This window comes from Noviherbaspirillum sp., from assembly GCF_036846085.1.
In the GTDB taxonomy this organism is placed as follows: Bacteria; Pseudomonadota; Gammaproteobacteria; order Burkholderiales; family Burkholderiaceae_D; genus Noviherbaspirillum.
The window spans coordinates 1-8,649 of the sequence record NZ_DAIUCO010000230.1; the positions used below are offsets into that span (position 1 = coordinate 1).

Here is an 8,649-nt window from a genome sequence, read left to right on the forward strand (position 1 = left end):
ACGCACACCATCGCCACAGCTTACACAGCTTCCACAGTTCGCCTCGCCTCAGTGCAGGCTACCCCTAAATAAAAAAACAGTGCCGTACCGGCGATCAGCAGTCCAATTCGACTAATTGTTGAATATCTTCTGCTTTCAAAGCAGTCATCAAGTTAGTCTGTTCTTGCGGCAGGATCAAGATCCGGGCGCCTACCGATACGACGATGGCAATTGGAAGAGCAGGGTGATGTATCCGGAATACAAAGCATTATGTTGCGGGATTATGAGATGTCGAGTACCGAAGGTAAAAAGTCAAATTTCCAGCTGTAAATTTCATTAGCCAGTGCATTCTAGCTAGCTAAAAACAATCTCATCGAACAAGCCGATTTGCACGATGCAGTCTGCGGCTTCGCTATCGATGTCCGATGCATCGTCGTCACGAACCGCTGCGACGATAATCTCCCGTATGGCCGCAGCGACGTCCACTTCGCCACTGGCAATGCGTTCGATCGAATCAGCAACGCCTTCCAGATCAAGCGTACCGCCTTGGGTGGAATTCTTGGAAACAAGGAAACTAGCGGCCGTATAGTAAGGTGAATCGCCGCCGCGATTGTTCCCTTCAATGTAGTCAGAGAGGTCGTAATCCCTTGCACCATCGGGATCATCGTTTTCACTGGCATCCTCGGCACTTACATCCGCCCAATAGGAGCAGGCACCGTCGACAGCCGTTTCAAGTACCTGCGCGAGAAAAGCGTCGCTCAGTTCATGAATCGTGCCGTCGATGGTAATTGTCTTTCGAATTTTCATGGAATCTCCGTTGGATAATGTCCTGGCAGATCTCATCGCCGTTAGTGTGGAGGGTCGACATCTCGGATGCCATCGTTCGTGATGGTCAACGACTATAATCCCCAGCTGGTCCTAAATTGTTCAATACGTCTGCATTCTGGCGCTGGCCTTCATCGGACGGGACCTTATCTATGTCGATACAGGTCGATCCTGTTCCACCGGCAGTTCCAATACCAGCAAACCCGGTCGTGCCAGTTCCGTCGGTACCGTTCGAAGGCACGGCCGCACCGCCACTATCGGAACCGATCGCTTGCGAATTTCCTCCCATAGGGCCGCGGTGTAGGGGAGAGGAAACTTGCTTAGTGAGGTGTTCGACTCCTTCGTCAACCTCATCAGCGGCTTTAATGGCAAGGTCGCCTAGCGAAACCATTCCAACCAGCCTGTGCGTATCATCGTGGGCAATGACGGGAAGACGCCGTATCTGGTTGTAGCTCATCTGCTGAATGACGTCGTCAAGCGATTCGTCTTCAAAACACCACCGCACCTCGGTACTCATGACATCTGCTACGTGAGCTGCATGCGGTGATTTCCCGTTGGCGGCCCCACGTATTGCGATGTCACGGTCAGTAACCATACCGACCAGGCGCTCCCCGTTACAGACGGGGGGTGCGCCGACATCCAGTTCATCCATGAGCTTTGCCGCCTGCTGCAAGGTCTCCTGCGGGGCAACGGACCGCGCATTACGCGACATGACTTCGGCTACTGTTTGCATCATCATCTCCTGTTTGACTCTGGAAGCTTCAATATTTGGATTTCCTTCGGACATGCGGGCTGGCGTCGAAAGCCAGCATTCGCTGCAGTGGTAATCCCGATTTCGTCGCTATACGGCCCAGATGATCCGGATCGGCGTTTAGGAAACAAATATCGATGTGAAATAGGTAATCCGAAGTTGGAGGGGATGCTTCAAATGAAGTTCTATGTTCACGGAAAAACTCGGGGAGGAAACAAACAATGAATCAAAACTACGATCTCACAGCAGCCCATGCCAGGCATGCCCATCCTGCGAGAAACGCCAGGCCGCCAACTGGAGTAATGGCGCCCAACCATTTTGTGCCTGTCATGCTCAAAACATATAGGGATCCGGAAAAGAGTACGGTTCCCGCCATGAACAGGAATCCGCTCGCAATGACCAGGGGGATGGGCCATCGCGTATACATCCAGGCAACAGCAAACAGGGCGAGTGCGTGGACCAGATGGTAATGCACGCCAATCTCGAACACATTCAGCATTTCCGGAGTAACTCGGGTTTTCAATCCATGCGCACCGAATGCACCGGCAGCAACGCCGATGAATGCGGACAGTGCGCCGGTTGCAATGAAAAGTCGATCCATATATTGTTCGTCCTCATGCCATAGCGGTCGTTACATTAAATCGCCGTTAAAAACAGATTGATCCTGGCCTTTGGCAGTTCAATTTAACAGGGCAGAAAGCTAGTGGAGCGTATCAATGGAATTCAAAGGATAGTTTCCATACTATATTTTACATAATATAAATTATGCGTCTATTAATATCTATTATGACGATGGGTATCGGTCATCGTGTCTGCTCCTCCGACCTTTCATGCCATGACGCAATCTTGCGCTGCCATAATACCTTTGATACATAACAACGGAGTCGCTAAAGACACATGGAAAAAGCAAAGGTCATCGCGGATCATGCCGGCATCATTCGCCGCGATGATAGAATTCTCAACTTTCGGGAAGACTTGGAGAGATGCTTTTGTTTTTATTTGCCTCGCTGCTCATGATCGGCGTCCTTGTGGGCGCGGGCTATTCACATTACCGATACAGGGTCAGGAACAACGAGATTTATCGCGTAGAGCTTGCGCGTAAAAATATCGAGATGACGCAACGTCATCAACAGGCGTCCAGGAGCCACAGAACAGATTAGGTTTGCAGGTTCGTTTTCTCCCCCTTAGGCTTGCAATGCGTCTGTAATGATAGTCGACGCAATGCGCCCGCTTATTTGCAGGAATCTATTCTGCCTTCGGCATGATCAGTTGCAGAACATGCTCCTTGGTTTCCCAGAAAAGGGGAGGCAGGCTTCTGTCGGAGAACCAGATCCCGCAACCGCCAAAACGCGTTTCGACGATGTCGATGATCTTCTCGGTATTGATCGAATGCGGTTTATTGTCAGCCAATGCATGCAAGGTGATTGAGCTATTCATGATGTGATCTCCAAGGTGAATGTTGCCATTCCTGCAGGCAACTTTACCCTTGGCACCACCTTGCGCTATTTGACAACAATCAAACAAACGATGCGTAGCGGAAAAAGAGTTGTTTGATCACAACCGTTATCACCACCCTCTTCCGCTGCCGTCGTCGTCTGCGATCAAACAAGCGGATGGTGATTGCTGAGGTAGCCTTTTCGAGCGACTTCGAGACCAAATCTTCTTAATCCGCGCTGCATGCCGCCCCGCCCGTAGTATTGCCATTCCGCGCTCATCCATGTGCTGAAATTTTCGCACCTTGAAGGAGGAATCCAGCGCACGTAGCGCAGGCCTCGGAAAAGCAAGATAAAAAACGCTTCGACCATCAATAGTGCGAAGCTTAGAAGTGAGCAACCTACTGCGACCGGCCAAGCCAGATACATCCCCACATGCAAAACGAAATCCCTGACGCTTCTTCGAATGCCGTACATCGATATCTCCATGGTTTTCAATGAAAATATCGGCAATCGACTAGCGCCGATTCCACTTTTAACAAATGGAAAAGCCTTTTACGAAAAATAAGAACCAATATTGGATCAAAAGCAAACCGGATAATAGCATTCCGATTCGCGTACCACGATAGCCGGCAGTCTCGTCGCCAAAGACGGGAAATGCGACGGGAAGTGCGGCGCAGCCACATCCCGCTGGATGTAGATCACTCATGTGGCGGTTTTCCATGCCGGTGATGATGAAACGTCCAGCAAGGGTTTAACGCTACCTACCGCGTGGCCCTGGGCATAGTCGACGCCAAGGTCGCGGATAACGTCAAGGATGGCGTCATTCTCGACGAACTCGGCGATGGTTTCCATGCCCATCACGTGCCCGACGTCGTTGATCGCCCGGACGAGTGCATGATTGACGCCATTTGCCGTAATGTCGCGCACGAACATGCCGTCGATCTTCAGGTAGTCGACCGGCAGCATTTTCAGGTAGGCAAACGACGAAAACCCGCTGCCGAAATCATCGAGCGCAAACCTGCAGCCAAGCTTTTTCATCCTCCGTATCAGCACGGACGCTGCGTCCAGATTGCTGATCGCGACCGTCTCGGTAATCTCAAAGCAGATCAGCCCCGGGTCAACTGCATTTCTTTCAAACATATCGAGAATGAAGTCCCCGGTCGCCGGATCGTTCAGCGTCGCACCCGAGAGATTGATGGAGTAAAAGCCAACCTGCGAGACCGATTTGGCGATCCGCACTCGATCAATCTGCGGATTCCGGTAAGCATGATCATATTTGGTACGTGTATTTCTTAACCAGTCGCATACGGTCTGGATGACCCACCGATCGATGGAGAGCATGACGTCGAATCGCTCCGCCGCAGGGAGAAAAGTGCCGGGAAAAATGAGGTCGCCCTTGTCGTTGATCATCCGGATCAGTACTTCAACATGTTCCGCCCCGCCGCCATGCAGGCTGACGATGGGCTGGGTGTACAGCACGAAGCGCTGCGATTGCAAAGCTTCCGTCAAAAGGGGAACCCACATCGTCTCGCCATGCCGCTTGGCCACCATGGCGTCGGTTTCTTCGTAGACGTGCACGCGGTTGCGTCCCAGTTCCTTCGCCGCATAGCAAGCCTGATCGGCTGCGCTCAGCAGTTCATTGACCGACTTGCTGTATTCGTTGATCGTCACCAGGCCGATACTCACGCCGATCTCAAAGTTCCGCCCTGCCCATGCAAACCGGAAGTCCTTGACGGCGTGGCGGAGTTTGTTCGCCAATTGGACTGCCTGGTCCACTGAGCAATTCAGGAGAAGTGCGCCGAATTCGTCCCCGCCGAGACGTGCCAGGATATCGGCGCCGCGCATATGTCCGTGCAGCATTTTTGCCAGTATCTTGAGCAGCACATCGCCTGCATTGTGACCGCAGGTGTCATTCACGATCTTGAACTGGTCCAGGTCGAGAAACATCAGTGCATGGCTGTACCGGTCGCTTTTAGCGGTCGCGAGCGCAGTTGTGACCTTTACTTCAAATTCGCGCCGGTTGATCAGGCCTGTCAGCGGATCATGGGCGGCATGCCACGACAATTCCTGTTTAAGCGCCCTTTCATGGCTGACGTCCCGAAACACCAGCACCGCGCCAAGGATGTCACCTTGGCGTGACCAAATCGGCGAGGCGGAGTCCTCAATCGGGATGCGCTTTCCTTCCTTATTGAGTAGTTGCCCGTGAGTGACAAGGGAAACAGTCTTTTTCAGCCGCAGGCATCTGCTCGCAGGGTCCTCGATCGTTTCCCCGGTTTTCTCGTCGATGGTTTTGAACAGGTGGCTGACCGGGATGCCCTTGCCGAGATCGCGGTTTGACCATCCTGTGACATGTTCGGCGGTCCGGTTGAGGTAGTTGACCATCCCATGCGTATCGGTGGTGATCACGCCCTCGCCGATGGAACCCAGGGTGACTTCCGCCAGGTCCTTCTGCTCCGCCAACGCCAGCTCCGCTTCCTTCCGAGCCGAAATATCCCAGATCAATCCGAGTGAACGAACGGATCGCCCGTTCCCGTGCAGTTGGATTTCGGCCCGTGCGGCCAGCCAATGAAGGGAGCCGTCAGGCGAGATCACCCTGTACTCGATGTCATAACCGCCGTGCGCATCGATTGCCTCCTGCATGGTGCTGCAAACGGATTGCCGGTCATCCGGATGCACGAACTCAATAAAGTCGGAAAACGGTTGAATCAGTTTTCTCGGTTCCAGGCCCAGCAATCGCAGTCCGTTATCCCGCCATTAGATCTTGCTGTCGAATAACTGCCCTGACGGAATGTTGAAGTCCCAGACGGACATTCTTGCGACATTGAGTGCAAGCATCAGACGTTTGGCATTGGCAACGGGTGTCATGGGTGATTGTAAAAGTGCTTGATTGCGCAGGTGGCATGTATCGGTGGAAACCTTCCGGGAACGGCAGGTTGTTTTGTCTGGCCTGATAAATCAGGGTGCGCCCGTTGATGTCATTGATCGAATTAGAAGGGACTGTCGTAGACATGTTCCATCCTGCGTTCACATTTCAATGTAAAAGGTCGCTATGTACGACGCATGACATAGTGCGAGCGTCGGTCGTTTGTCATCAATCGTACGGAGAGACGGATGCGGATGGCGTGTCTGTATCCGAGGGCAGAGATGCGTGGTTCCGGTTCAGGCAGGCTGGAACGATTGGCCGGTCAGGCGTGCGAATTCGTCCGGGCCGAGCGGCCTCGAGAAGAGAAAGCCCTGACCGAAATCGCAATTCATTTCGACGAGCAGGTCTCGTTGTGCGGCGGTTTCGATCCCTTCGGCGACAACCTTCAGCCCCAGCTTGTGTGCCATGACGATGATGGCTTCACAAAGAGCGACGCCGTCCGGACCGTCGGTAAGAGCGGAAACAAACGAGCGATCGATCTTGATGAAATCGATGTCGAATCGCTTCAGGTACATCAGGGAGCAATAGCCGGTACCGAAATCATCCAGCGATATCTGCATGCCCGCGTCCGAAAGATGACGCAGTTTGATGGTGACGTCTTCACCGGGCTCCAGGAGCAATCCTTCGGTAATCTCGATCGCCATGCTTTCACCCGGCAATCCCAATTGCGCCAGGTATTGCATCCAGTCGTTTGCGCTTGCCGAGCCTTTCTTGAACTGCATCGGTGATTTGTTGATGCTTATCTGGAAATCAGGGTGCAAGGTCCGTCGCCACTCCGCTGCCTGCCGCGCCGCTTCATGAAACACCCACTCCCCTACTTCCGCGATCATTCCCGCGTCCTCGAGGACCGGGATGAATTCGGCGGGAGATATCACGCCGCGCTGCGGGTGATGCCAGCGGATCAGTGCCTCGGCCTTCCGGGCGAGGCCGGAACGCAAGTCGATGATCGGCTGATAGACCAGCCGGAACTGCCGCTCCGCGAGTGCGGTATGCAAGTCGTTCAGGTAGCGCATCCGCTGCTGCGCGCGAATCTGCATCGACGGCGCGAAGTAGGTCCAGCGGTTCCGGCCCTCCTTCTTCGCCGCATACATTGCCTGGTCGGCGTGCATGATCAGGTCTTCGCTCGTCGTTCCATCCTGCGGGTAGAGGGCAACGCCGATACTGGCAGAGACATAAGCGGTCTCGCTGCGCAAAACGAACGGCTCCGCCAGCGTCTTGAGTATTCCCTGCGCGATGCGCTCCACACCATGCGGGTCAGTCACCCCGTGCAGGATGACGGTGAATTCATCGCCGCCCAATCGCGCAACGCTGTCGGACTCGCGCACGTAGCCCGAGATGCGTCGCGCAGCCTGTTGAAGCAACATATCGCCGATATCGTGGCCGAGGGTGTCGTTGATTTCCTTGAACAGGTCAAGGTCGATAAAAAGAATGCTGATCGACTGGTTTGCGCGATGCGCCCGCTTGATCTCCTGCTCAAGCTGCTCGTGGAATGCCCGTCGGTTGGGCAGGCCCGTGAGGAAGTCGTGGCGCGCCTGTTTTTCCACTTCCGCGCGGGTCTGCGCAAGCGCCTTGAGCAATGAAATCAGCCGGCGCGCACCAAGCACGGTCATGCAACTGAGAACCGTGCCACTGACGAGCAAGCCCCATAACAGCTTTCGCCAGCCAGCGAGGACATCGTCCATCGAGGAGGACGCAATCACCACCAGAGGATACTCATCCATGGCGGCATAAGCGGTCAGCCTAGATGTTTTGTCGATTACGGTATTGGGAAGAATGCTCCAGCCGCGCTGGGCTTTCGGCAGACTTTCCTTCCACAAGCCGCCACCGGCGATCGACTTGCCGATGAAACTTTCGCCATGCGGCGCGCGTGCGAGAAGGATGCCGTCACGCCGGACCAAACCGATCGAGCCGCTCGGCTTGGTTCGGCCGGACTCATACAAGGTATTGATCGCCTGCGTGTCAATGGAGGCAACCACGACAAAGTTGCGTGCGGCCCGCGCGTCGGGATCGGCGTGAAAAATGGGAAGCACCATCTGCCCGGTGAAACTGCTTTCTTCTGGCTTGCCGATGTACACACCACCTGCTGAACGAAGCGATTGCGCACCGAAATAGTCCCGGTTCGCGATATTCCCGATTGACTGTTTGTTGGCGGTAGCGAGATCGTGAAAGGTGCCGTCCGAGGTAAGAATATGCGCGCCAATCCGGCCGCCGGACTGCGTTTCAAGGGTTTTTACCAGGCTCAGCAGGTCGGGATCGGTATGCGGGTTTCCAATCGGTTGGCTGTCGAGAATCCTGTTGGCGCTGATCAGGAAAAAGTCGACCACCGAGAAGAAGTTGCGCGTCTGTTCCTCGACAACCGAGGACATCCGCTCGAGGACGCGCCGTTCGGCGTCGATCGCGGAATGGCGGCTGCGAAGAAGAATACCGGCGATCGCCGACCAGAGAATCAGCAATGCCAGTCCAGCGCCAAGTAGTACCATCCAGGCTGCCCGGCGTTCGCCTGGACTTCGTATTCCCCACAGATTGCTCTGGATCCGCAAAATCGCTCCCGTCACGGCGCCAGTCGCCGGAACTGAGAACCATATCCTATTTAGTAGCGGGATTTAAGTAATTTTTGAGTGTGTTGGCGTATACATCACAACCCTTGCGGTGGCATCGGCCGGGACGTCGGAATCGGGGTTGTCGTCCCTATGGAACGACGGCGGTCGCCTCGATCTCCACCCTCGCCCGGTCCT

The 8,649-nt window shown here is 54.4% G+C and carries 7 protein-coding genes and 1 pseudogene; all 8 read right to left on the bottom strand.

Going from position 1 to position 8,649, the window contains the following annotated elements:
* Nucleotides 1-333: 333 nt before the first annotated feature.
* The gene (locus V7080_RS20605; protein ID WP_334190263.1) at nt 334-786 is read right to left on the bottom strand and encodes a hypothetical protein; all 453 of its coding nucleotides are present in this window, start codon (nt 784-786) and stop codon (nt 334-336) included.
* A gap of 85 nt (nt 787-871) precedes the next feature.
* Nucleotides 872-1,591, bottom strand: coding sequence for a CBS domain-containing protein (locus tag V7080_RS20610; RefSeq protein ID WP_334190264.1), 720 nt, complete (start codon nt 1,589-1,591; stop codon nt 872-874).
* Between the two features lie 196 nt (nt 1,592-1,787).
* Nucleotides 1,788-2,156: a DUF423 domain-containing protein gene (locus V7080_RS20615; protein ID WP_334190265.1), complete on the bottom strand. Its 369-nt coding sequence runs from the start codon at nt 2,154-2,156 to the stop codon at nt 1,788-1,790.
* 644 nt (nt 2,157-2,800) lie between these two features.
* Nucleotides 2,801-2,992 (bottom strand): hypothetical protein, encoded by a 192-nt coding sequence (locus tag V7080_RS20620; protein WP_334190266.1) that lies wholly within the window; start codon nt 2,990-2,992, stop codon nt 2,801-2,803.
* 164 nt (nt 2,993-3,156) lie between these two features.
* Nucleotides 3,157-3,465: a hypothetical protein gene (locus V7080_RS20625; protein ID WP_334190267.1), complete on the bottom strand. Its 309-nt coding sequence runs from the start codon at nt 3,463-3,465 to the stop codon at nt 3,157-3,159.
* Nucleotides 3,466-3,693: 228 nt separating this feature from the next.
* Nucleotides 3,694-4,542, bottom strand: a complete 849-nt coding sequence (locus V7080_RS20630) for an EAL domain-containing protein (protein ID WP_334190269.1) — start codon at nt 4,540-4,542, stop codon at nt 3,694-3,696.
* Nucleotides 4,543-4,572: 30 nt separating this feature from the next.
* Nucleotides 4,573-5,733: pseudogene (locus tag V7080_RS20635) on the bottom strand (diguanylate cyclase); the annotation flags it as partial.
* A 417-nt stretch (nt 5,734-6,150) separates the two neighbouring features.
* On the bottom strand, nt 6,151-8,394 hold the full coding sequence (locus tag V7080_RS20640) for a bifunctional diguanylate cyclase/phosphodiesterase (RefSeq protein WP_334190268.1): 2,244 nt from the start codon (nt 8,392-8,394) through the stop codon (nt 6,151-6,153).
* Between the last annotated feature and the right edge of the window lie 255 nt (nt 8,395-8,649).